At 66.4% G+C, this 20897-nt stretch carries 22 protein-coding genes; 12 read left to right on the top strand and 10 right to left on the bottom strand.

Annotation, left to right across the window (positions count from 1 at the left end; all coding sequences use genetic code 11):
* Positions 1-45 precede the first annotated feature (45 nt).
* Positions 46-942, top strand: coding sequence for a hypothetical protein (locus ACI2KI_RS03465; protein ID WP_404617764.1), 897 nt, complete (start codon positions 46-48; stop codon positions 940-942).
* On the opposite strand, the gene ACI2KI_RS03460 is transcribed toward ACI2KI_RS03465, so the two are convergent.
* Positions 903-1427, bottom strand: coding sequence for a group III truncated hemoglobin (locus ACI2KI_RS03460; protein WP_404617762.1), 525 nt, complete (start codon positions 1425-1427; stop codon positions 903-905). The genes ACI2KI_RS03465 and ACI2KI_RS03460 overlap by 40 nt on opposite strands.
* Positions 1428-1552: 125 nt before the next feature.
* Here ACI2KI_RS03460 and ACI2KI_RS03455 point away from each other — a divergent pair, with 125 nt between their 5' ends.
* Complete coding sequence (locus tag ACI2KI_RS03455) at positions 1553-1690, top strand: hypothetical protein (RefSeq protein WP_313104888.1); 138 nt, start codon at positions 1553-1555, stop codon at positions 1688-1690.
* Positions 1656-3239: an ABC-F family ATP-binding cassette domain-containing protein gene (locus ACI2KI_RS03450; protein WP_404617760.1), complete on the top strand. Its 1584-nt coding sequence runs from the start codon at positions 1656-1658 to the stop codon at positions 3237-3239. Before ACI2KI_RS03455 ends, ACI2KI_RS03450 begins: the two co-directional genes overlap by 35 nt.
* Before the next feature lie 119 nt (positions 3240-3358).
* On the opposite strand, the gene ACI2KI_RS03445 is transcribed toward ACI2KI_RS03450, so the two are convergent.
* The 4 genes from ACI2KI_RS03445 to ACI2KI_RS03430 all read right to left on the bottom strand — a co-directional run bounded on the left by ACI2KI_RS03445 (position 3359) and on the right by ACI2KI_RS03430 (position 6860).
* Positions 3359-4945 carry an EAL domain-containing protein gene (locus tag ACI2KI_RS03445; RefSeq protein ID WP_404617758.1) on the bottom strand — a complete coding sequence of 529 codons (1587 nt, stop codon included), beginning with the start codon at positions 4943-4945 and terminating at the stop codon, positions 3359-3361.
* A gap of 63 nt (positions 4946-5008) precedes the next feature.
* On the bottom strand, positions 5009-5449 hold the full coding sequence (locus ACI2KI_RS03440; protein WP_404617756.1) for a flagellar basal-body protein FlbY: 441 nt from the start codon (positions 5447-5449) through the stop codon (positions 5009-5011).
* On the bottom strand, positions 5446-5742 hold the full coding sequence (locus ACI2KI_RS03435; RefSeq protein WP_404617754.1) for a rod-binding protein: 297 nt from the start codon (positions 5740-5742) through the stop codon (positions 5446-5448). Before ACI2KI_RS03435 ends, ACI2KI_RS03440 begins: the two co-directional genes overlap by 4 nt.
* A complete protein-coding gene (locus ACI2KI_RS03430; protein WP_404617752.1) occupies positions 5742-6860 on the bottom strand; it encodes a flagellar basal body P-ring protein FlgI in 1119 nt (372 codons plus the stop codon). The genes ACI2KI_RS03435 and ACI2KI_RS03430 overlap by 1 nt, the downstream gene beginning before the upstream one ends.
* 180 nt (positions 6861-7040) lie before the next feature.
* Here ACI2KI_RS03430 and ACI2KI_RS03425 point away from each other — a divergent pair, with 180 nt between their 5' ends.
* From ACI2KI_RS03425 to gltX, 3 genes are all read left to right on the top strand, one after another.
* Entirely contained in the window at positions 7041-7466 is a 426-nt protein-coding gene (locus ACI2KI_RS03425; RefSeq protein WP_404617750.1) for a flagellar assembly protein FliX, read from the top strand.
* Positions 7467-7651: 185 nt separating this feature from the next.
* Positions 7652-8086 carry an RNA polymerase-binding protein DksA gene (gene dksA, locus ACI2KI_RS03420; RefSeq protein ID WP_292082960.1) on the top strand — a complete coding sequence of 145 codons (435 nt, stop codon included), beginning with the start codon at positions 7652-7654 and terminating at the stop codon, positions 8084-8086.
* A gap of 94 nt (positions 8087-8180) precedes the next feature.
* The gene (gene gltX / locus ACI2KI_RS03415) at positions 8181-9515 is read left to right on the top strand and encodes a glutamate--tRNA ligase (RefSeq protein ID WP_404617748.1); all 1335 of its coding nucleotides are present in this window, start codon (positions 8181-8183) and stop codon (positions 9513-9515) included.
* Positions 9516-9593: 78 nt separating this feature from the next.
* On the opposite strand, the gene ACI2KI_RS03410 is transcribed toward gltX, so the two are convergent.
* Complete coding sequence (locus ACI2KI_RS03410) at positions 9594-9890, bottom strand: CC_3452 family protein (protein ID WP_292082958.1); 297 nt, start codon at positions 9888-9890, stop codon at positions 9594-9596.
* A 116-nt stretch (positions 9891-10006) separates the two neighbouring features.
* Complete coding sequence (locus ACI2KI_RS03405; RefSeq protein ID WP_404617746.1) at positions 10007-10612, bottom strand: TIGR00730 family Rossman fold protein; 606 nt, start codon at positions 10610-10612, stop codon at positions 10007-10009.
* A gap of 121 nt (positions 10613-10733) precedes the next feature.
* Between ACI2KI_RS03405 and ACI2KI_RS03400 the strand changes: the two genes are divergently transcribed.
* Positions 10734-11447 (top strand): hypothetical protein, encoded by a 714-nt coding sequence (locus ACI2KI_RS03400; RefSeq protein WP_404617744.1) that lies wholly within the window; start codon positions 10734-10736, stop codon positions 11445-11447.
* 290 nt (positions 11448-11737) lie between these two features.
* On the opposite strand, the gene ACI2KI_RS03395 is transcribed toward ACI2KI_RS03400, so the two are convergent.
* Entirely contained in the window at positions 11738-12427 is a 690-nt protein-coding gene (locus tag ACI2KI_RS03395; RefSeq protein ID WP_404617742.1) for a VIT family protein, read from the bottom strand.
* A 387-nt stretch (positions 12428-12814) separates the two neighbouring features.
* Here ACI2KI_RS03395 and ACI2KI_RS03390 point away from each other — a divergent pair, with 387 nt between their 5' ends.
* The 3 genes from ACI2KI_RS03390 to ACI2KI_RS03380 all read left to right on the top strand — a co-directional run bounded on the left by ACI2KI_RS03390 (position 12815) and on the right by ACI2KI_RS03380 (position 15576).
* Positions 12815-14410, top strand: a complete 1596-nt coding sequence (locus tag ACI2KI_RS03390) for an MBL fold metallo-hydrolase (RefSeq protein ID WP_404617740.1) — start codon at positions 12815-12817, stop codon at positions 14408-14410.
* Positions 14411-14458: 48 nt separating this feature from the next.
* Positions 14459-15058 (top strand): NAD(P)H-dependent oxidoreductase, encoded by a 600-nt coding sequence (locus ACI2KI_RS03385; protein ID WP_404617738.1) that lies wholly within the window; start codon positions 14459-14461, stop codon positions 15056-15058.
* Between the two features lie 272 nt (positions 15059-15330).
* Entirely contained in the window at positions 15331-15576 is a 246-nt protein-coding gene (locus tag ACI2KI_RS03380) for a hypothetical protein (RefSeq protein WP_292082952.1), read from the top strand.
* Positions 15577-15611: 35 nt separating this feature from the next.
* Here ACI2KI_RS03380 and ACI2KI_RS03375 read toward each other — a convergent pair whose 3' ends face one another.
* Positions 15612-16247 carry a helix-turn-helix domain-containing protein gene (locus ACI2KI_RS03375; protein ID WP_404617735.1) on the bottom strand — a complete coding sequence of 212 codons (636 nt, stop codon included), beginning with the start codon at positions 16245-16247 and terminating at the stop codon, positions 15612-15614.
* Between the two features lie 572 nt (positions 16248-16819).
* Between ACI2KI_RS03375 and ACI2KI_RS03370 the strand changes: the two genes are divergently transcribed.
* Positions 16820-18259 carry an integrase arm-type DNA-binding domain-containing protein gene (locus ACI2KI_RS03370; protein WP_404617733.1) on the top strand — a complete coding sequence of 480 codons (1440 nt, stop codon included), beginning with the start codon at positions 16820-16822 and terminating at the stop codon, positions 18257-18259.
* A gap of 5 nt (positions 18260-18264) precedes the next feature.
* On the opposite strand, the gene ACI2KI_RS03365 is transcribed toward ACI2KI_RS03370, so the two are convergent.
* Positions 18265-19527, bottom strand: a complete 1263-nt coding sequence (locus ACI2KI_RS03365) for a hypothetical protein (protein WP_404617731.1) — start codon at positions 19525-19527, stop codon at positions 18265-18267.
* Between the two features lie 320 nt (positions 19528-19847).
* Between ACI2KI_RS03365 and ACI2KI_RS03360 the strand changes: the two genes are divergently transcribed.
* On the top strand, positions 19848-20897 hold the full coding sequence (locus ACI2KI_RS03360) for a DNA cytosine methyltransferase (protein ID WP_404617729.1): 1050 nt from the start codon (positions 19848-19850) through the stop codon (positions 20895-20897).

Raw genomic sequence — 20897 nt, 5'->3', positions numbered from 1 at the left:
GTCACGGGATGTCGACCTGCGGCTAGGCTAGGTGCCGGAGGCTCCATGTTTTACGTTATTCTGATGCTGGCTGGTCTTGCCGGGGGCGATCCTGGGTTGGGTTCGTCAGAGGCCACGTATGAAGAACTCAAGGTTGGCGGCGCGGCGCGGCGGCTGGAAAGGTTGGACGCCGAGGCTGCTCTCTGGCTCGACGCGGCGCTGGACCGTAGAGGGCATAGCGGCGACCGGACCGTTCTGATGGGGTGTGATCTGACCGATCCAAAGGCCGATCAGGAGCGGCGGGCCTTGAAGCGCCTCATGCGATCCGGCGATGAAACGGATTTCGAGCAAGCCGAGGCGCAGGTAGAGCGGCTTCAGAGGGCTGTGTCGCCCTCGGGTGCGGATCCGGAACCGCAGGGCGATGAAGACTGGCTAGTATGGGCGGCGGCGCGCGATCAGCAAGCCCGTCGGGCTCTTGGCGATGCGGCGCCGGAAGGCTTCGAGGCGCTGGCGGACGAAGCGACGACGCTTAGGCTGGAGGCGATGTGCGCGGAGGATTTCGCGCGAAGCCCTCGCCTGGGTAGGATACTTGATCGCTGGGCCGAACTGACGCCTGTCGCGCGTCGAGCAGCGTTTGTTCTGCTGATGCATCAGGACCACGATCCGGGGCTTCAGGCCAAGGGAGCCGCCGCGTTTCGCAGCCTGGGCCTGGACACGGATGTCAACCGCCAAGCATTCTCGCGACTGGCGGATCGAGCCGCGCTGAATCGTGGCGAGCCGCAGCTGTATGGCCGGCTCTATCAGTGCGCCACCGAGCCCCCAGCTCCGGACGGCGCCGTCTTGTCCCTCGAACAACTGGAGCGAAACCGCAAGATAATCGGACTGGAGCCTTTTGAACTTGAGTTCAGTCGAGTGTGCGGTCGTCAGCCCTCGGGCGTCCAGGCGGGTTCGGGGCGGCGGTAGCGTTCGCCGGGGCCGACCAGGACGCCGTTGGCGTTGGCGACGCCGAGTTCCAGGCTTTCGGCGATGCGGCGGGCGCGGACGATGAAGTGGTCGGCGGCGACCGGCGGACAGAGGTCGCGGGCGGCGGCCTCGAAGATCTGCAGCCAGCGGTCGAAGTGGCGGGCGTCGATAGGCAGGGGCAGGTGCTTCGGCATGGGGCGGCCCTGATAGACGCCGGTGGACAGGGCGACCGAGGACCAGAACAACTTCATCTGTTCCAGGTGCGGGCCCCAGTCCTCGATCCGTTCGGCGAAGATCGGGCCGATGAAGTCGTCGTCGCGGACGCGGGCGTAGAAGCCTTCGACCAGGGCGTCGATGAGGGCCTCGTCGATGCCGGTCTCGTCTCGAATCCGCTGAACGGCTTGGGCGCGGCGGGCCGCGGCCTCGGCACGGTCAGGCAGGGGCTTGTCGATGCGGAAGGCGACGGTTCGGTCAGGCGCGGTCATGGGCTGAAGATAGGGGCTCGGCGCCGCATCGCAAAAGCGTCGCAGGAGAATTGGGGTTGCGCTGCGAAAGATCAGCACCCATCCTTCTATTCAGCCAACGTATTTGACGAGGAGGCACGACGATCATGATCAGCGCTCTGGAAATCGGTTTCGCCCTTTCCGCTCCGCTCTTCGTGCTCGCCTATGTCCTCGCTCAACCCAAGCCCAAGCCCGTCCGCATCCGCACTCGTGACGCTCAACAGCGTCGCGGCCCGCACGCCTGACGGTCACACCCTATTCGATAATCTGAGCCTCGCCTTCGGGCGCGAGCGCACGGCCGTCGTGGGCCGCAACGGCGTGGGCAAGACCACGCTGCTGCGCCTTGTCGCCGGTCTGGCCGAACCCGCTGAGGGAACGGTAACGCGCGCCGGGACGGTGGGCTGGCTGGCGCAGGCCTATGAGCCAGCGTCCGGCGAGACCGTGGCCGATACCCTGGGCGCGGCGGAATCTCTGGCCCTGCTGGCGCGGGTGCTGGCGGGCGAGGGTTCGGTCGAGGACATGGCTGAGGCCGACTGGACGCTGGAGGCTCGGCTGGACGAGGCGCTGGCCCAGGTGGGGTTGACCGGCCTAGCGCTGGATCGGGCCACGCGCAGCCTGAGCGGCGGCGAGCAGACTCGACTGCGGTTGGCCGGGCTGATGCTGGCGGCGCCGGATCTGATCGTGCTGGATGAGCCGACCAACCATCTGGACGCCGAGGCGCGGGCTCTGGTGGCCGAGGTCGTGGGACGTTGGCCGGGCGGGGTGCTGACGGTCAGTCACGACCGGGGTCTGCTGCGGCGGATGGATCGGATCGTCGAGCTGTCGAGCCTGGGCGCGCGCGTCTATGGCGGCGGTTGGGACCTCTATGTCGAGCGGCGTGAGGCTGAGCGGGCGGCGGCGGAGCGCGATCTGGAAAGCGCTGAACGCGAGGTCGGACGTGCGGCCCGCGAGGCGCAGACGGCGCTGGAGAAGAAGGCCAAACGCGATAAGGCCGGCCGGGCGCATCGGGCGGGGACGTCCGATCCCAAGATTCTGCTCGACGCCAGAGCACAGCGGGCCGAGGAATCCGGGGCGCGGGAAGGGCGGTTGGCGGAGCGTCGGCGCGCGGAGGTCGAGGCGCGCTTGACGGAGGCCCGCGAGCGGGTTGAGCGGGCGCGGCTGCTGTCCGTGCCCATGCCTTCAACGGGGCTGGCGGCGGGGAAGACCGTCCTGGCGCTGGACGGGGCGGAGTGGCGCAGTACCGAGGGGCGGCGGATTGTCGGGCCGGTATCGTTGCGGCTGATCGGGCCGGAGCGGGTGGCGATCACCGGGCCGAACGGGGCAGGCAAGACGACGCTGCTGAAGCTGATCGCGGGCGAACTGGAGCCGACGGCGGGGCGGATCGAACGGCCTGTGACGGCGGCGCTACTGGATCAGACGGCGGCGATCCTGAAGCCGGAGGAGACCCTGATCGAGGCCTGGCGGCGGCTGAACCCCGAGGGGACGCCGAACGACGCCCATGCGGCCCTGGCGCGCTTCCTGTTTCGCAACACGGCGGCGCACCGGACGGTGGGGACGTTGTCAGGCGGCGAGCGGCTGAGGGCGGCGCTGGCCTGCGTGATGACGGGGGCGACGCCGCCGCAGTTGTTGATTCTGGACGAGCCGACCAACCATCTGGACCTGGATTCGATCGCGGCGATCGAGGCGGCGCTGACAGCTTATGACGGGGCGCTGGTGATCGTCACTCATGATCGAGACTTTATGGACAATGTGGGCGTCGATCGGGAGGTGCGGCTGGAGCGGGCGACGGGCTGAGTTTTCAAAGACCGTCCCGCATTCTGGTCCGGTTCGCCGGCCGAGCGAGCAAGATCGCTTCAAGAGCTCTCAAGCCCTGAAAATTTCAGGGATTGCGGCTGCGACTTGTGATCTCCGGGTCAGCCCCAGGCTTCGATCACGCCCTGACGGCGGACGCGGGGAGAGACGGGGCCGGTCGTGACGGGCTCGGCCTCGGCGCGGCCGAAAAGCCAGCCCTGGCCATAGTTGACCCCGAGGTCCTGAAGCGCCTGGGCGACGTCCTCGGTCTCGATCATTTCGGCGATGGTCGTCATGCCCAGCGAGCCGCACAGTTCGACCAGATGGCCGATGAGGGTGCGGGTGCGGGCGTCGCCGTCGATGTCGCGCACGAAGGCGCCGTCGATCTTGACCGCATCGACCGACAGGCCGCGCAGATAGTCGAAGGCGGCCGAACCGGCGCCGAAGTCGTCGATGCAGACCTTGACCCCGGCGTCGCGCAGGGCGCCGAGGCGGCGGTTGGCGGCAGCGATGTCGGCCAGGGCGGCGGTTTCCGTCACCTCGACGATCAGGCGCTTGCGATTGTCGGGTTCGGAGGCCGTCATCTTCAGCACGGCCGCGACATAGGCGTCGTTGGCCAGCGAGGCGCCCGAGACATTGATGGCGATCTTCAGCAGGCCCGAGCCCGGCTGGCGCAGGCGGTGGACGATCTTTTCGGCGACGGCCAGGTCGAAGCTTTCGATCAGGGCCAGTTCCTCGGCCATGCGGATGGCAGGGGCAGGGCCGCCCGCCTGGCCGAAGCGGGCCAAGGCTTCGAAGTGATGCACGGCCCGCGTCTTCAGGTCGACGATGGGCTGATAGAAGAGGGCGAATTCCCGGTCGCGGACGATGCTGCGGAAGCGATCGGCGTCCTTCAGGGTGCGGGACAGGGAGTCGGCGAAGCTGAGCTCGGGCTGGGCGGCGTTGTCCTTGAGGCAGCCCTCGATGGCGAAACGCATGGCGCGCAGGGCGCACAGGGCGTCGGAGCCGACGGGGGTTTCGCTGGCGCGCGAGCTCAGGGTCAGACCCTCGGCGAGGCCGGCCTCGCGGACCTCGGCCTCCAGATCGCGGCCGTCATCGACCTCCTTGATCAGGGCGTACCGGTTGGGCGTGAGCCGGCCGGCGCTGACGCCGTCGTGCGAGGCCGCTTGCAGCCGGGCGCCGATGCGAGCGGCGACGCGTTCGTGGGCGGCGTCATTGTCGGCGCTGAGTCCCTGAACCTCGATGAAGGCCATGGCCAGACGCTGCAATGCTGCGCCGGACTTGCCGTTCAGTCCCTCGCGGGCGAGCGCCATGAAGCCTTCGGCATCCGTCAGGGGGCGAGCTTCGAGGTCTTCGAGCACGAATGGCTCGCCCTGCCAGGTCAAGGCGCAGGATACCGCAGGCGCCAGATCGGGCAGGATGAAGGCGCGGAACAGCGCGCGACGCACACGCCCGTCGCCGCAGTCGGCAAGAATTTCCAGCGGCTGGCTGCGCGCCCCGCCTGTCATGCCGCCGAGAGTCTCCTGAACCGCCTCACGGCTGGAGAACGACAACAGATCGGCGAAGGGGCGACCGATCCAGGCGGCCGTCGATTGTCCCGCCGTCGGCCCGGCCCCGAGGGCGAAGCTGACCACGCCCTTGTCGTTCACCTCGACGAGGGCGTCGGCGGCGGCGAAAGCGAGACCAAGCAGGCGGGATTTCAGGTTCATGAACCGACCTTGCGGTTCAGCCCGTTAAGAAAACGCGGATCGACACCGGTTTCTTTGGTTGAATCAGGCCTTGCGGTTGAGGGCCACGGCGCGGCCGTCGCCCTCAGTGGCGCGACCCGAAGCGCCGTAGCCGGCGCCCTGGGCGCGAGCGCCGGCGACCTCGGCCGCGATGGTACGGACCAGACCTTCGGAAACCTGACGGGCGGCGTCGACGGTCGAGGCGTGCTCCGCCAGAACGGCCTCAAAGTCCTGGGTGGCGACGATCAGGGCGTCGCGAAGCTCAGCCGGGATGACGGTCAGGAAGGCGGGGGCGGCCTTGGCCTGGGCCGACTCGCGGCGATAGAGGTTGGCCAGTTCCTGGGTCTCGGCCATGCCAGCGGCCACGTCCTGGGCGCGATGGGCGCGGAAGGCGTCGCGCTCGACGGCGAGGCGCTCGGTCAGGGCCTGGGTCAGGTTGATCAGCTGCCGGGCGCGCAGGGTGGAGGTTTCGACGTCGGCGGTCACGCGGTCTGTTCCTGCATCTTGAGCATTTCGGACATGACGGTGTCGGCCAGGCCGACGCCGCCCGCCTTGACCGTCTGCCTTGCCATGGCGTCCAGGAGGAAGCTGCGCCAGGTCTCCTCGGCGCTGCCGCCGCCGAAGGGGCCGTCGGTCTCCAGGCCCTCGAACATCGGCTTGAACATCTGCGACAGGAAGCTGGCCTCGAAGTCCTGGGCAGTCTTGCGCATCTGGTCGGCGGACTGGTCGCGGCGACCGAGGGCGTCGGCGGAGGGCAGAGAGGAGGCGGGGGAGATCATTACATCACCTCGATATCGGCTTGCAGGGCGCCGGCGGCCTTGATGGCCTGCAGGATGCTGATCATGTCGCGCGGGCTGACGCCGAGGGCGTTCAGGCCGTTGACCAGGGTCGACAGCGAGGCGCCGCCGTTGACGATCCGCATCTGGCGGCCGGTTTCTTCCTCGATCGAGACGTTGGACTGCGGCACGACGACGGTCTGGCCGCCGCGGCTGAAGGGCTCGGGCTGGCTGACCATGGGGTTTTCCTGAACCGAGACGGTCAGGTTGCCCTGGGCGATGGCGACGGTGGAGATACGCACTGCATCGCCCATGACGATGACGCCGTTCACCTCGTCGATGATGACCTTGGCCGGGGCGTCGACACGGACCGGCAGGTTCTCGACCTGGCTGATGAAGCCGGCCATGCCCATGGTCTGGGGCGAGCGGACGGCGACGACCGTGCCGTTCTCGGCGAAGGCGCTGTTGGGATAGGTCTGGTTGATCACGGCGGCGACGCGCTGGGCCGTGGTGAAGTCGGGGTTGCGCAAGGTCAGACGCACGATGGGCATGGCCGACAGGTCAAATCCGGTCTCGCGCTCGACCACGCCGCCCGAGGCGATGCGGCCGGCGGTCGGGACGCCGCGCGTGACCGAGGAGCCCGACCCGCCAGAGGCCGAGACGGCGCCGGTCTGAACCGAGCCTTGGGCCACGGCGTAGATCTCGCCGTCGGCGCCCTGCAGGGCCGTGACCAGAAGCGTGCCGCCCAGCAGGCTCTTGGCGTCGCCCATGGCCGAGACAGCGACGTCCAGACGCGAGCCCGGAGTGGCGAAGGGCGGCAGGTCGGCGGTGATCATGACCGCCGCGACGTTCTTGGTGTTCAGGTTGGCGCCGCGAATGTTGACGCCCTGGCGTTCCATCATCCCTTCCAGCGACTGGCGGGTGAAGGGCGAGTTTCGCAGGCTGTCGCCGGTGCCGTTGAGGCCGACCACCAGGCCGTAGCCGACCAGCTGGTTGGTGCGGACGCCCTCAACCGAGACGATGTCCTTGATCCGCGACTGGGCCTCGGCCGCGTTCGGCGCCGCAGCCAGAATCAGGGCGGCGGAAGCGGAGGCGATGAGGGCGGTGAGCAACTTCTGCATACGACAGACGTCCTGTTGAGGCGTTCGCGGTTAACCATGCGAAGTTCGTGCCGAGCGAAAAGTGCAGTAAAATCAGTAGTTGTCGTGCGAGGTGCCTGCGCCTTGCGGCAGAATCTGCCGGGGCGTTAACCAAGCGGTGACCCTCGTGGCCGATGGTGCAGGCTGATCGGGAGCATGATCATGAAGGTCACCGGACCCTCGGGCGCGACATCGACGCAAGGTTCACGGCCCGCCCGCGCTGCGGGTGGCTTCAGCTTGCCGGCCAGCGGGGCGGCGTCCGGCCCGGCCTCGGCCGCCGCGACCTCATCGGCGTCCAGCGTGGCGGGCGTTTCGGCCCTGATGGCGCTGCAAGGCGTCGAGGACGCCACCGAGCGGCGGCGGCGGGCGATCCGTCGCGGCGGGGGGCTTCTGGACCGGCTGGATGAGCTGAAGCTGGCGATGCTGAACGGTCAGGACGGGGCGCCTGCCCTGGAGCGGCTGGCTCGCTCGCTGCGCGAGGAGCGGCCTGAGGACGCCGACCCGGGTCTGAACAGCGTGCTGGACCAGATCGATTTGCGCGCCGCCGTGGAAATGGCGAAGGCGGAAGCCGCGCGGGCGCGGGCCTAGAAGTCCCCGTAAACACGGCGGAAACCTCGTGTCAGAGGCTGGGGTGAGGATATTTTGCCACAGTCTCGCCGTATTAATGAACCTGCGCCATATCACGGACACGCGAACGCCATTGCCGCGACTCTCTGCCTTGCCTATACGGCCAGTGCGCCGCAGGGGGGCGCAGATAAATGAGCGTGAGTGCGATGAACGCATTAGCGTCTGTGATCGAGGGGGACCCGGTCGTGTACCGTCCCACCGACGACGAGCCGTTTATGAACGAGCGGCAGCTGGCCTATTTCAAGGCCAAGCTTCTGGCGTGGAAGGATGATATCCTCCGCGAATCCAAGGGCACTGTCGTTAATCTGAAAGCCGAAACCGAGAATCACCCGGATCTGGTGGACCGGGCCTCGTCGGAATCCGACCGGGCGCTGGAGCTTCGGACCCGCGACCGCCAGCGCAAGCTGATCTCCAAGATCGAGGATGCGCTGCGCCGGATCGAGGACGGTTCCTACGGCTATTGCGAGGATACCGGCGAACCGATCGGCCTGGGCCGACTGGAAGCCCGCCCGACGGCGACCCTGTCGGTCGAGGCCCAGGAGCGACACGAACGTCGCGAACGGGTCCATCGCGACGACTGATCGCCAAGTTTGGCGACTGATTGGGCGGATCGACTTGACTTGACGGGGCGGTGGCGCGACCAAGCCGCCTTCCTATCGAGGTCGTTGATCCCCCATGTCCGTCAAGGTTCGTTTCGCTCCGTCTCCCACGGGTAAGCTGCACGTCGGCAATGTCCGCACCGCTCTGGTGAACTGGCTGTTCGCCAAGGGGCAGGGCGGCTCGTTCGTTCTGCGCATCGACGACACCGACCTGGCGCGCTCGACGCAGGAGTACGAGGACGGCATCGAGACCGACCTGACCTGGCTGGGTCTGGTCTGGGACGAGCGTTACAACCAGTCCAAGCGGTTCGACCGCTATGAGGAGGCCGCGGCGCGGCTGAAGGCCTCGGGCCGCCTCTACGCCTGCTACGAAACCTCGGAAGAACTGGATCGCCGCCGCAAGGTGCAGCTGTCGCGCGGCCTGCCGCCCATCTATGACCGCGCCGCACTGGAGCTGACCGAGGCTGAGAAGGCCGCCTATGAGGCCGAGGGCCGTCGTCCGCACTGGCGCTTCAAGCTGGAAGGCAAGCGCGTCGCCTGGGAAGATCTGGCGCGCGGTCACGCCGAGGTGGACACCGCCTCGATGTCGGACCCGGTCCTGATCCGCGAGGACGGCCTGTTCCTCTATACGCTGCCGTCGGTCGTCGACGACATCGACATGGACATCACCCACATCATCCGGGGCGAGGACCACGTCACCAACACCGGGGCGCAGATCGAGATCTTCGAAGCGCTGGACGCCAATGTTCCCGGTTTCGCTCACATGCCGCTGCTGGTCGGCGCCGACGGCGCGGCCCTTTCGAAGCGTCTGGGTTCGCTGTCGATCAGCGACATGCGCGACCAAGGCTATGAGCCGATCGCCATCACCAGCCACCTGGGCAAGATCGGCACCTCGGACAATCTGGAGATCGCCGCCTCGGTCGAGGCCCTGGGCCAGTCCTTCGCCTTCTCCAAGATGGGCCGTTCGCCCGCGCGCTACGACACCGCCGATCTGGACCGACTGAACGCCCAGGCCCTGCATGGCCTGACCTATGCCGAGGCGCAGCCGCGTCTGGCCGCTCTGGGCGTTGATCTGGGCGAAGGCTTCTGGGAAGCCGTGAAGCCGAACCTGAACAAGTTCGCCGATGTGGCGGACATGGCGAAGATCGTCACCGGCCCGGTCACGCCGGTGATCGAGGATGCCGCCTTCGCCGCCGCTGCTCTGGAAGTTCTGCCGGAAGTGATCGACGCGGGCGCCTGGTCGGCGTGGACGACGGCGGTGAAGGAGAAGACCGGCGCCAAGGGCAAGGGCCTGTTCATGCCCCTGCGTCTGGCCCTGACCGGACAGGCGCACGGCCCGGACATGGCGGCCATGGCGCCGCTGATCGGTCGAGAAGCCATCGTGCGTCGCCTGAAAGGCGAGGCGGGCTGAGCCTTCAGCCCCTGCTGGATACAAGAAAGGCCGCCTTCACGCGAAGGCGGCCTTTTTCGTTTGGTCGATACGGCTGGATCAGCCGGCGTTGCAAGCCGCCAGGGCCTGTGCGTCGAGGGCTTCGCCCTTGTAGCTGAAGGCCGTAACCGGGCCGAGCTTGGCGACCACGCGGCGGCAGGCGCGAGCGGCGGGCTGGCTGGCGCCGCCCGAAGCGGTGCAGGACGCGCCTTCGCAGCGCCAGGCGGCGCCGTCAACGATGACGCGGCCGGCCGGGGCCTTGGCGGCGTCGGCGAGCGTCAGGCTGGTGGCCGGAGCGTCGGCGGCGAAGGCAGGGGCAGCCGCGAACAGCGCGACGGCGGCGAGAAGAGCACGCATAGGCAAGTCTCCGAGATGGGCAGGGCGCACGCCCTTATGACGCCATAGTCCGTTTTCTTTCGAAACTGTCAATGAGTCTCGATGCGACGGATCGACGCTTTATGACCCACGTTTACTTACCGACGATCATGTTTCAAGTGCGGCGTCTCCTCGGCCTTTTTCATGGCGACGACGGCCTCTTCGACCGTATCGACGCTGATGTAGGCGTCCAGGAAGCTGGCGGGAGTCATGCCTTCGCGCACGCTGTGGCGGATCAAGGCGAAGTAGTTTTCCCAGAAACCGTTCAGGTTCAGGAAGATGACCGGCTTAGCGTGCAGGTCGAGGCGCTTCCACGACAGCAGCTCGATAGCTTCTTCCAGGGTGCCGATGCCGCCCGGCGCCACGACGAAGACGTCGGATTGATCGTACATGAGCTGTTTGCGCTCATGCATCGAGGTGACGACCACGGTCTCGACGTCGTCGAACAGGCGTTCGCGACTGCGCAGGAAGGCCGGCATGATGCCGACGACGCGACCGCCGGCCTCGTGCGCCGCGCGGGCCGAGGCCCCCATCAGGCCCACGCCGCCGCCGCCATAGACCAGGCGCCATCCGGCCTCGGCCGTCGCCTTGCCGAAGGCGCTGGCGGCCTGAACGTACTGCGGATCAGCCCCGTCGGACGAGCCGCAGAACAGGCAGACCGAGCGGCCGTCAAAGGGGGCGATGGTGGCGGGCGGCAAAGACATGAGGCCTCGATACAGGAAGGGAGACAGGGCGGCGTCGGCCGCGCTATCTGAGCAGCATAGGCATATCGCTACGCGGGTCAGGATGAAACGTCGGATTGTCGTCGCAGGGCTCTGCACCGCATTGGCGCTGGCGGGCTGCACCGCTCCGGTGGAGCGTTCGCAGCACGAGGAAGAGCGTGAGGAAGGCGGGTGGACGGCCTCGCCGCGCATCAGCGCTGTCGAACGACAAGGGGCCGGTCTGGTGGTCCGCGGCGAAGCGTCGCCGGGCGCGCGCGTGGTGCTGCGCGGGGATCAGGACATCGCCTTTGCGGCTGGGGCGGATCAGGCCGGGCGGTTCGAGCTTCATGTCGGCGCCCTGCCCAAGGCGGTCGTGCTGACGCCCGAGGTTCGGATCGGGCAGTTTCTGACGCCGGGGCCGGAGCGGCTGCTTCTGGCGGGTGACGGCGCGCCCGGCGGTGCGTTCCTTGCGGCCTTGCTGATCGAAGGGGGCGCCAGCCGACGCCTGTCCCCCGGTCCGACCCTTGATTCGGTTGACGGCGACGGGCAGGGGCTGGTCGTTTCCGGAAGGGCCGGTGCGGGAGCGCGCGTGACGGTTTCGGCCGATGGCGAAGCGCCGCTTGAGGTCGTCGCTGACGATGGGGGGCGCTGGACGGCCGCCTTGCCCAGCGTCGGCGATCGCGTTGTGAAAATCGTCGTGAACGGCGCCGCGTTCGCCTATCCCGGTCCGGCTGGGGGAGCGGGCGTCGGCAGCATCGAGCGAGCCGGAGACGGTTGGCGCCTGACTCGAGTGCTGTCGCCTTCGGCGCGGCAGACAAGCTGGTTCCCGGACGCGTGATGTGTCGGGCGAGTGAGATTTACGTTTGATTAACCAAACCGGTCGATCAACGAGATGTCTTCTTTTCGAGGACACCCACCATCACCGAACGACTTTTCAGCCCGGCGCGGAATGCGTCGGGCTTTCTTTTGTGAGCGCGAGCCCAGCGACGCAGGAGGCCGTCGCGTTCGCGCCATTCGTCGAGGCCGCAGCGCTTCGCCCTGGTCATCCCGCGGCGGCGGCCATGAAGCACCCGTGGCGTTGATGCGCTTCCAGTCGCGCGCGGGCGTTCTCGTGGGGAGGCGATTTGATCAGGCGGCGACGCCGAACAGGCGACCGACGCCCGCAGTTATGGCCATGGCCAGCGCGCCCCAGAAGACCACGCGCCCCGCGGATCGGCCGATCGGCGCGCCTCCGGCCCGGGCCCCCAGGGCGCCCAGGAGAGCCAGCCCGAGCAAGGCCGATCCGGCGACCCAAAGGGCCAGGCTGGAGACAGGCGCGAAAACCGCGACGATCAATGGGAGCGCGGCCCCGGCCGAAAAGGTTGCGGCGGAGGTGATCGCAGCCTGGATCGGCCGGGCGGCGGTGGTTTCGGAAATGCCGAGTTCGTCGCGGGCGTGGGCTCCGAGAGCGTCGTGCGCCATCATCTGCTTCGCCACTTCTGTCGCCAGGTCGGGAGCGACCCCGCGAGCGGCGTAGATCCCCGCCAATTCTCGCACCTCGGCCTCGTGGTCCCCGGCTAGCTCCGAGATCTCGCGCGCGAGATCGGCTTTTTCGGTGTCGGATTGAGAACTGACGGAGACATATTCGCCGGCGGCCATGGACATAGCGCCGGCGGCGAGGCCCGCGATCCCGGCGACCAGCACCGCGCCCTGGTCGGATGCGGCGGCGGCGACGCCTACCATGAGGCTCGCGGTCGAGACGAGGCCGTCATTGGCGCCGAGCACCGCCGCTCTGAGCCAGCCGATGCGCTCCACCCGATGGGATTCACTATGAGGCATGGTCTCGTCTCCCGATGGCCGTTTGGAGCAGACGCTGTATGCGGCCTTGAGGCAAGACCGCGAGCCACAGAACGCGGGCTGCGGAGAGCGATCACTCCGCTGGGCGCTGAGGCGGGCCGCAAGTTCGCTCCTGCGGAGGCGCAGATAGCGTGTTCGACGCCGGCCGGAATTGACGATGGTCAAGGTCCGGCCGGACGAAGCCGTTCAACATCAGGCTGCGCCCGGTTCCAGGACGCGTGTTTTCAGCTGCGAGGTCGGTAGCAAGGCCATGCCCATGCCGCGTCAAGCCTTACCGCTTCATGTTCGGGCTGACGGGGCCGATGTCAGATTGGTGCGCTGGGTTCAGGGCCCCCATGAGGCGCAGGCGTCTTCTTTCCGGAACCCTCGATGAGTCTGTCCCTTGCTTTCCACGGCGCGGCGGAATGCGTCACCGGATCCTGTGCGCTGGTCGAGACGGACGGCGCGCGGTTCCTGGTGGATTGCGGGCTGTTTCAGGGCTCGAAGTCGCTCAAGGGGTTGAACCATGGCGCCTTCCCGTTTGACGTCTCGTCCATCGACGCCGTCTTTCTGACCCACGCTCATATCGATCACTCCGGCCTTCTGCCCAAGCTGGTGCGCACCGGCTATCGCGGTCCGATCTACGCTACGCGAGCCACGCGCGATCTTTGCGAGGTCATGCTTACGGACGCCGCCGAGATTCAGGAGGGCGATGTCGCCCACCTGAACCGGCGCAACCAGAGGCGCGGGATCGACGTGGTGGAGCCCATCTATACGGTGGCGGACGTGGAGCCGACCCTGCGGCGCTTCCAGACGGTGAAGTTCGGCGAAATGATCGAACCCTTGCCAGGGGTCCAGGCCTGCTGGTGGCCGGCCGGGCATCTGCTGGGCGCCGCCTCGATCGAGGTGGTCGTCACGGAGGGCGGTGCGCCGGTGCGGCTCCTGTTCTCGGGCGATCTGGGGTCCGGCCGCCAGCCGCTGCTGCCGACGCCGGACGGACCGGTCGGGGTCGATCACGTCATTCTGGAATCCACCTATGGCGACCGGATCCGCCAGGACCTGACGCCGGAAGCCCGTCGAGAAGTGCTGGCGGAGGAGATGCGGCAGGCCATGGCGGCCGGCGGTCCCTTGCTGATGCCGACCTTCGCCGTGGGACGCGCCCAGGAACTGATCCTCGACCTGCTGGCGGTGATGCGCGAGGCGCCGGAACTGGCGACCGAGATCTTCCTGGACTCGCCTCTGGCGATCGAAGCGACTGACGTCTTCCTGAGGCGGGGATGGAACGCCGAGGCGGAAGAAAACCCCTACCTTGAACTCCGCCATGCGCCGCGCCTTCACTATCTGATGCGGCCGCAGGAGAGCGACGGGCTGGAGCGGCTGCGCGACTGGCATGTCATTCTGGCGGGCAGCGGCATGTGCGACGCCGGCCGCATCCGGCGACATCTGAAACGGCTGCTCTGGCGGCGCGAAACCACCGTCCTGATCACCGGCTTCCAGGCCGCGGGGACGCTGGGGCGGGTGCTTCTGGAGGGGCGGCGGTCGGTGCGCATCCAGGGCGACGACGTGCGGGTCAACGCGCGCATCCGCGAGATCGACGCCTATTCCGCCCACGCCGACGCGGTCTGTCTGGTCGCCTGGCTGAAGGCGCGGCAGCCGGTAGGCGGCAAGGTCTTTCTCGTCCACGGGGAGCCCGACGCACGCACCGGCCTGATGGCCCGGCTGGTCTCTGCAGGGATCGATCACGCAACGATCCTGGCGCCGCTTCTGGATGAAACCTTCGTCCTCACGGCGAGGGACGCGCTGACTTCCGAAGCCCCTCAACGACTCATGCCCGGGGCGGCCGCCAGACCCGACTGGCGCAATGGCCGCGCGGAATTCCTGAGCGATCTCAACGAGACCCTGCTGGCCGCTCCGGACGACGCGACGCGCGAGGCGCTGATCGCGCGGTTGCTCGCGGCGCTCAAACCGTCAGGTCCCGGCGGGTGAGGGCCATGTCCGTTCTTCAGGAAGGTTGATCTGACCGAGGAGGTTCGAATGAAACAGGCTCTGATCGTGGCTCACCCGAGAGTTCGAAGCTTCACCATGACCATGGCCGAGGCCTATGCCGAGGCGGCGCGCCACGAGGGCGTCGAGGTGGTCCTGCGCGATCTCTATCGTCTGGGCTTCGATCCTCTGCTGCATATGGAGGAATTGCCCGATCACGAGGCCTTCCAGCCGCGCGCGGATGTGCTGAGCGAGCGGTCCGCCATCGGCGACGCCGACGTCTTCGCCTTCTTCTATCCCCTCTGGTTCAACGCCCCACCGGCCATGCTGAAGGGCTATGTCGACAGGGTCTTCGGCATGGGGTTCGGCTATTCTCGGTACGGACTGGAGGGCAATCAGCCGCTATTGGCGGGTCGGAAGCTGGTCAGCTTCACCAGTTCGGGGGCGCCCCAGACCTGGGTGGAGAGCAGCGGCGCCTGGGACGCCATGCGCCGGCATTTCGACGACCATCTGGCGAACGTGACAGGCTTGGAGTTGATCGGCCACCACAACATCGGGGACGTGGTTCCCGGCCTGCGGGAGGATGTGGTGCAAGGGCACGCCCGCGACATCGCTGGGATCGCGAAGCGCATAGCCCATGGCGGACGCTGAACTCAGAGAGCCGGCGCCCGGTTCGGCCAGAAGGCCGCTGGGCCGCTTTTTTCGGCTCATGGATGGGCGAGCGCCTCTGACGGGGGGGGCAGGTCGGAGCTCCCCTCCGATCAGCTCCGGGAGAACATGAGAGCGAAGCGGCGTCCATAGGGAGTAGTCGAGGCGGGGCCGATGGCGCGCCGCCGACATTCTGATCGGCGCCCAAGTCATTGCCGGACACAATTCGCCCGAGAGATATGACAAGAAGGCGAGAACGGGAGCCATGCGGCGGCTTGGCCGTTCACTTCGGCGGTTTCATCCGCGAGGCGCCCATGACCCTGAACTTGAGACAGGTCGGCCTGACCCTGGACCCGGTGCGGTGGCGCGTCCAGGCGGTCATGACGGACGAGGACGTCGTCGTGACGGTCGAGTTCCCCTTCCATCCCGAGTACGACATGACCTTCGACCGGGTCAGGACGCTTGCGGAGCAACGTGCCTGGCAGCTTCTGAGCGAGGCGCGGCCGCCGTCATCCGGCTAGACCCCTAGGGCTAGGACGCGGAGCTTCGACTGGCCTCAGGTCGAGGCGAGAGACCTCAGCCGAGAGCGCTGGATGATCCGAAAATCCCGACAAGAGGAGAAGACGACGAGGTTTTCATCCTGGAAACGGCTCAGGACGCGCGAAACGGTTTCCAGCGCCAGACCGAGATAATCGGCCATGTCCTGACGGCTCATCTGCAGGGCGGCGTGATCGCGGGGACCTTGATGCGCCAGTTCGAGCAGGAAGCTGGCGACCTTCTCCTCAGCGGAACGTCGCCCGAGCATAGCCAGATGGTCGTGGGCGCGCGCCAGTTCGCGACGGGCTGCCTGGGCGATCGCGCGATCCTCTGCCGAGCCCAGCCGCACAGATCTGACCTGAGCGGGACACATGGCTTCGGCCGTGAAGGCGTGTCGCTCATCGACCTCCAGGCCGAAGAGATCACCGGGGTAGTAGAAGGCGCCGACCTGGCGCCGGCCGTCGCTGGAGTGTCGCACGGTCCGAACGGCTCCCGCGACGACGGCATAGAGGAAATGCGCCCGATCTCCCTCGGCATAGATCTGTTCGCTCTGGGCGTAGGACAGGACGACGCCCGGCAGGCTGCAGCAGTCTCCGACCGGGAGGAGGGGCGCATGGCCGACGTTCTGAACGGGCGCGTGGCGCAAAGGCGTCATGTCGAAGCTCGCGGGGACGGCTCGACTATAGTTAACGTCTGATCGTGATGTGTACACGTTTCAGCGAGCCCCTGGCCCGGCAGGCAGGTCTATCGCCAAGGAACGGAGCGGGTGACCCGCACAGCACCCATGCAAGGTCCGCTGCGCCGTCGCGGCGGCCCCGTGTTCTGGTGTTTGAACTTGCGTCAATCTGCTACCCGATCATGCCTGCAACGGCTTGAAACCGGGAAATGAGCCATGCAGCCCTGGCGGGGCATTCGGCGAGTAGCAAAGTGAGGGACTAAAAAAGCGCCCGAAAGCGGCGCTTTAATCCCCCGAGTGGCTCCGCGGGTAGGATTCGAACCTACGACCAGCCGATTAACAGCTGCCGTTCTCAGACCCTCCGATCACCGCCCTTTGTACGCTGGCGTTCGACACAAGCAATTGACTGTATTGACTAATTTCGAACCGTATCGCACCGTCGCGTAGGACGGAGCGGTCATCCCGAGTTGACGTTCAGGGAGGAGTCCACCGTTCTAAAACCGTTCTAAACGGGTCTGAAAACGCCGTTCTAACGCCCCTGGAGTCAGCAGATGAGCGACCCCAAACTCAACCTGACGGACCGGAATCTGCTCGGCCTAGCCTACGCCCGCGAAGGCCAGTACCGCGTCCGCGACACCGAAACGCCCGGGTTCTTCGTCCTCATCGGCAGCCGCACGAAGAGCTTCATGATCCAGTCGGATCTGAGGGTCGAAAAGCGGCGCGTCACCATCCGAATGAAGGTCGCCGAGGTCGGCGAGATCTCCGCTCGGGAGGCGCGATCTCGCGCCAAGGGACTGCTGGCCCGGATCGCCGCTGGAGAGGACCCGCGGCCTCCGCGCGTCGAGCCGGTCCCCGCCCTTCAGGACGCCGGCGTGCCGACGCTGCGGGAGGCTTGGTCGCGCTTCAAGGCGTCCCACCTTGAGCGCAAGGGCCGCGCCTACGGCACCTTCCGCAACTATACGGACCACATGGAGCGGCTCTTCGCCGACTGGCTCGATCAGCCCCTGTCGGTCATCGGAGAGATGCCCCGGCTGCTGGCCGACCGCCACGATCACATCACCAGACACCACGGTCCCGCCATCGCCAACGGCGCCGTGCGCAGCTTCCGGGCCGTCTACAATCACGCCCGCAAGACCTGCCGCCAACTCCCGGCTGAAAATCCGGCGATCGGCGTCGATTGGAATCCGGATCGACGCAAAAACACCGCCATGGGCGCGGCCGACCTCCCGACCTGGTTTGAACAGGCCGCCCTGATCCCCAATCCCATACGGCGGGAGTTTCAGCTGCTGACGCTGTTGTCCGGCTCACGACCGGAGGCGTTGAAGAACGTGAGGGTGGAGGATCTCGATCTACGCCGTCGCATCATGCACATCCGTCTTCCTAAGGGCGGGCCGGACAAGGCGTTCGATGTGCCGCTGTCCCGGGCAATGCTGGAATCCGTCTTCCGTCTGCGGCGGATCGGTCCGGTCATCTATCCGCAGAGCGGTCGGGAGTGGTTGTTCCCAAGCGACGCAGCGTGCGGGCACATGACCGAGCACAAGGAAAAGCGCGAGGCGCTCAGCCACTATGGGAACGACCTGCGCCAGACCTATCGGACGCTCGGGCAGGCGGCGGAAGTATCCGAAGTCGATATGCACCTGCTGATGAACCACTCGCTGCCGGGCGTGAACGCCGGCTACATCACGCGATCCAAGCTGATGCGGGATCACCTGCGGGCCCAGCAGGAGAGGCTGTCGCAGTTCATCGTCGGATCCGCCGTCGGGCGGGGGAGGCGGCCCAGCGCCGAGCTCAGCCGTTGGTTGAACAGCACGAGCCGGATGATGCTGCAGGAGTTGTTGGATGAGCATCCGGATACCGCGCGACTGAGGGCGGGTCCGAGATCCGCGCTCCGCAGGCTCGAAGTGCAGGCTGCGCGCATGGCGTTTCACGAACTGCCTGGAGCGTTGCTTGACGCTCCGTCACGAAGAAGCCGACGCTACGTCTCGAACTGATCCGCTCAGGTTGCGCGTTCCACATCCACAACGCGGAGGTCGAAGAGGGACAGTTCTCCTGCTTGCGCAATGCCTGCATCGTCCAGCCAAGGACGATCTGTCGCGGGCGCCTGTGGTTCAAGTGCGAGAGGGATTCCGACCACCATTCCCGGCTCTTCCAGGCTTTGCGCGCGCTCCTGTTCTCGTTTGAGGGTTTCGAATTCCCCGGCTGACCGGATAGGCCGCACGCCGAACCGTGTAATCACCGCTGCGATGTATGCACCCTCGTGTGCCTTCGCCTCACGCTCCTTAGGCGCGAGCACCGAGCTGTCCCGATAAACTTCGGATTCGTCCAAGTTACCGCTCAGCCTTTGCGACATAAGAGCGACGGTCCGCCGCGATGAGATTACTTTGTTGTCGGTTTCCCTCTCCTTGCCGGCTGTTGGAACGGAAAGCCGATCGTCATCGACGGGCCAACTCATACCTTCTGGGATAGGGCCCGGTTTTGCCGTTATAATTACGGCCTCCCGCCCTCGATCAGGAGACAGAAGCGCAGCTGCGTCCCGGTACCCCAGCGAGGGCGCTAAGCTCTCAAGCCAGGCGCGGGTCATGGCTTCCCGCCTCCTTGTGGCGAACTCCAGGCGGTTGGGGTCCGGTTCAACCGGCGGGTCCCACAAAACGGTCGCCGGATTGCCGCGCCGGTCATCAGTGGCCCAACGCGTTGCAGCGACCCATTGACCGGGTGTTACGATGACGCCGGATTCTGTGGCGGTCACCCTGGCGAACTGGTCCTTTCCCTCCCGAACGCACTTCGGCCCATTGGTGCTCAAGAAATCGGTGGCTGTGAGGCTCCCCTTCGCTTCACCGAGCACATAGGCGGAGTTACGGTCGTCCCAAGCCAGCCAGTCCGGAATATCTCCCTTCCCGTTCCTGACCACATCAATGGCTCCAGGAACGGATATCCCGTTGCGTTTCAATGACAAGAAGCGCGAGAGGCCTAAGTGTTCCTTCAGGAGCGCACGGGCAACGAAGCGGCCGTACAGACCTGAGTAGGCTCGACGCAGCTCAGCGCTCTCGGCGAGATCGCCGCGCCAACGAAGCCAGTAGGAATCTTCTTGGCTGAGCTGCGTCCGAAAGAGCTTCAACCAAGCAGCAGCAAGTGGCGATCCCTGCATGGTTTCTTCAGCCGCAGCTCGAGCAAGCCACCACATGCTGATTGCGGCTAGGCCGCTTTTGTCGTTGTGGGAGGCGTCATAAACGCGGTGTGTAGTCCATCGGTAGCTTGTCACTCAGACTTTCCTGAAACATCGGTATTCTTATAGAGGCGGCAGTGCCGTATGCCACGGCTGGGCCGATGTGGTGAGTGCCAACCGTCCTTCTGATCCGACCGCAGCATTGCCTGGCGGTTCCGAGTGTATGCCGCGACCGAAACTGACGTATCACTCAGGCAGATGACCCGGAGCGATTGAAGCGCGGCAGGGATCGTGCCTTCGTTAAATTGGATCGGAGGTGCTAGGAGACACCGGCCCGCTGATCATCATCCCGATGTCCGATTGCCGTTCGGGCGGCGGCCGTGCGTCGAATCGATTTCCCAGGCAGGATAGGGTTTATGTCTTACCGTTTGATCGATCTGTTTTCCGGTGCGGGCGGCATGTCGCTCGGTTTCGCTCGAGAAGGCATCGAGTCGATCCTGGCGCTCGATAACGATGCAGCGGCCATCGGCACACACAAGGCGAATTTCCCCGGAGAGGCCTATTGCGCCAACATCGAGGATTGGCTGGAGACCGCTGAGGTTCCTGAAGCCGATGTCGTCATCGGCGGTCCGCCGTGTCAGGGGTTCAGCCTCCTGAACAAGAAGCGGGACGGGGATAGCCGTCGCGCGCTTTGGGAGCCCTATCTCGAGATCGCAAATCGCTCGAATGCGCGTGTCTTCATCATGGAGAACGTCGCTGAACTGTTCCGGTCGCCGGAGCTGGACGCCATTCGAGCAAAAGCCCTGGAGTTCGGCTTTGAAACCAAGGCATCCATCGTCAACGCGGCGGACTACGGCGCACCGCAGACGCGCCGCCGGACCATTGTCGTCGGTTGGCGCCGGATCGCCGAGCCGGATTTCCCCCCGCGCCCGACCCATGCGGAGCCGAACAAGGGGCTCAATCTTCCTCCCTGGCGCAACGTCCGCCAGGCGATCGGCGACCTGCCCAAGCCGATCGGCACAGAGATCGGTGTCGGCGCGCCTATGGATCTTCATTTCGGGCGCAACCCGACCGCCCGCAGCATCGCCCGCTACAAGGTCGTGCCTCCCGGCGGGAACCGCTTCGACCTCCAGCGCAATGCGCCGGAACTGACGCCTGCCTGTTGGATCCGCAAAACATCGGGGGGAACGGATCTGTTCGGCCGTCTCTGGTGGGATCGCCCGTCCGTCACCATCCGCACTGAGTTCTTCAAGCCCGAGAAGGGGCGCTACCTTCATCCGGATCAGGACCGGCCGATCACGCATCGCGAAGCGGCGCGGCTGATGGGCTTCCCCGACGATTTCCGGTTTGTCGGCAACAAAACGCAGATCGCGCGCCAGATCGGCAATGCGGTGCCGCCCGACCTGGCAGCCGCACTCGGCCGGATGGTGATGCGCATGCTCAATCCCCTGGCGATGAGCGCCTGA

Origin of the sequence: Brevundimonas sp. NPDC046655, assembly GCF_044901625.1 — a bacterium.
Taxonomy (GTDB): Bacteria; Pseudomonadota; Alphaproteobacteria; order Caulobacterales; family Caulobacteraceae; genus Brevundimonas.
Note: the sequence above shows the minus strand (reverse complement) of the source record. Positions and strands in the feature narration are given on the sequence as shown.

Coding starts and splice junctions, on each gene's coding strand:
- ACI2KI_RS03465 (WP_404617764.1), top strand. CDS start 46: ATGTTTTACGTTATTCTGATGCTGGCTGGTCTTGCCGGGGGCGATCCT.
- ACI2KI_RS03430 (WP_404617752.1), bottom strand. CDS start 6,860: ATGCAGAAGTTGCTCACCGCCCTCATCGCCTCCGCTTCCGCCGCCCTG.
- ACI2KI_RS03410 (WP_292082958.1), bottom strand. CDS start 9,890: ATGCGTGCTCTTCTCGCCGCCGTCGCGCTGTTCGCGGCTGCCCCTGCC.
- ACI2KI_RS03360 (WP_404617729.1), top strand. CDS start 19,848: ATGTCTTACCGTTTGATCGATCTGTTTTCCGGTGCGGGCGGCATGTCG.
- ACI2KI_RS03460 (WP_404617762.1), bottom strand. CDS start 1,427: ATGACCGCGCCTGACCGAACCGTCGCCTTCCGCATCGACAAGCCCCTG.
- gltX (WP_404617748.1), top strand. CDS start 8,181: ATGTCCGTCAAGGTTCGTTTCGCTCCGTCTCCCACGGGTAAGCTGCAC.
- dksA (WP_292082960.1), top strand. CDS start 7,652: ATGAACGCATTAGCGTCTGTGATCGAGGGGGACCCGGTCGTGTACCGT.
- ACI2KI_RS03435 (WP_404617754.1), bottom strand. CDS start 5,742: ATGATCTCCCCCGCCTCCTCTCTGCCCTCCGCCGACGCCCTCGGTCGC.
- ACI2KI_RS03385 (WP_404617738.1), top strand. CDS start 14,459: ATGAAACAGGCTCTGATCGTGGCTCACCCGAGAGTTCGAAGCTTCACC.
- ACI2KI_RS03370 (WP_404617733.1), top strand. CDS start 16,820: ATGAGCGACCCCAAACTCAACCTGACGGACCGGAATCTGCTCGGCCTA.
- ACI2KI_RS03395 (WP_404617742.1), bottom strand. CDS start 12,427: ATGCCTCATAGTGAATCCCATCGGGTGGAGCGCATCGGCTGGCTCAGA.
- ACI2KI_RS03375 (WP_404617735.1), bottom strand. CDS start 16,247: ATGACGCCTTTGCGCCACGCGCCCGTTCAGAACGTCGGCCATGCGCCC.
- ACI2KI_RS03390 (WP_404617740.1), top strand. CDS start 12,815: ATGAGTCTGTCCCTTGCTTTCCACGGCGCGGCGGAATGCGTCACCGGA.
- ACI2KI_RS03455 (WP_313104888.1), top strand. CDS start 1,553: ATGATCAGCGCTCTGGAAATCGGTTTCGCCCTTTCCGCTCCGCTCTTC.
- ACI2KI_RS03445 (WP_404617758.1), bottom strand. CDS start 4,945: ATGAACCTGAAATCCCGCCTGCTTGGTCTCGCTTTCGCCGCCGCCGAC.
- ACI2KI_RS03405 (WP_404617746.1), bottom strand. CDS start 10,612: ATGTCTTTGCCGCCCGCCACCATCGCCCCCTTTGACGGCCGCTCGGTC.
- ACI2KI_RS03425 (WP_404617750.1), top strand. CDS start 7,041: ATGAAGGTCACCGGACCCTCGGGCGCGACATCGACGCAAGGTTCACGG.